The organism is Sodalis-like endosymbiont of Proechinophthirus fluctus (assembly GCF_001602625.1).
Taxonomy (GTDB): Bacteria; Pseudomonadota; Gammaproteobacteria; order Enterobacterales; family Enterobacteriaceae.
This window is the reverse complement of the sequence record NZ_LECR01000072.1, coordinates 5,907-6,512: the sequence shown is the minus strand read 5'-3', so window position 1 is coordinate 6,512 and position 606 is coordinate 5,907. Positions and strand designations below refer to the sequence as shown.

1 protein-coding gene is annotated in these 606 nt (G+C 53.0%); it reads right to left on the bottom strand.

Annotated elements, in window-relative coordinates:
- Window positions 1-67 precede the first annotated feature (67 nt).
- The gene (locus BG74_RS17620; protein ID WP_187202759.1) at window positions 68-211 is read right to left on the bottom strand and encodes a hypothetical protein; all 144 of its coding nucleotides are present in this window, start codon (window positions 209-211) and stop codon (window positions 68-70) included.
- Window positions 212-606: the final 395 nt, after the last annotated feature.

Sequence of the window (606 nt, the reverse complement as noted above, 5' to 3'; positions counted from 1 at the left end):
CGGCCTGTAAAGCATCCCATACCGCTCGCTTCCTGCGTCCCATTCTCGAGCGCGCGCTGCAAAAATCCTAGGGTGCGGCTGCGAACAGACGGGAAGAGAGTGCCTCGCAACCTCCGCTGACGTCTGGATCCTTGGCTGTGGAAATACCGACACGCTGGCGCCATCGCACGTCGCGGCGCACGGATTTTCCGTTGCGGACGAACACCACCACTTCATATATTTTGAGTTTGGCGTGTCGCTTCCGGCAGGCCTGAACACAGAGCCCATTACTAGAAAGCGTCCACACTAGCTGATAAAACTGTGAATCAGGGATATCGGCGTCAAGAAACAGCGTGCTCCAATGGGCTTTTTCAGCCGCTTGCCTGGCGCCGCCGCGTTAAACGCGCTGCATAATGCCTTGGCCATTTAGGTGCTGCTTTTCAGCGATACCGCCGGTCTGCTATTCACGGTATAGATCATGGCAAATACTACCTCCCCGACTTTACTCTGGTTTAACTACTACTCCTGACGTAAGCTCTACTGCTCCTAGTTTAGTCATGCAATAACTTAACAGCATAGATTTATCTATGAATTATTTCCCCTGCAATGTGGCGCTGATACGGCTGG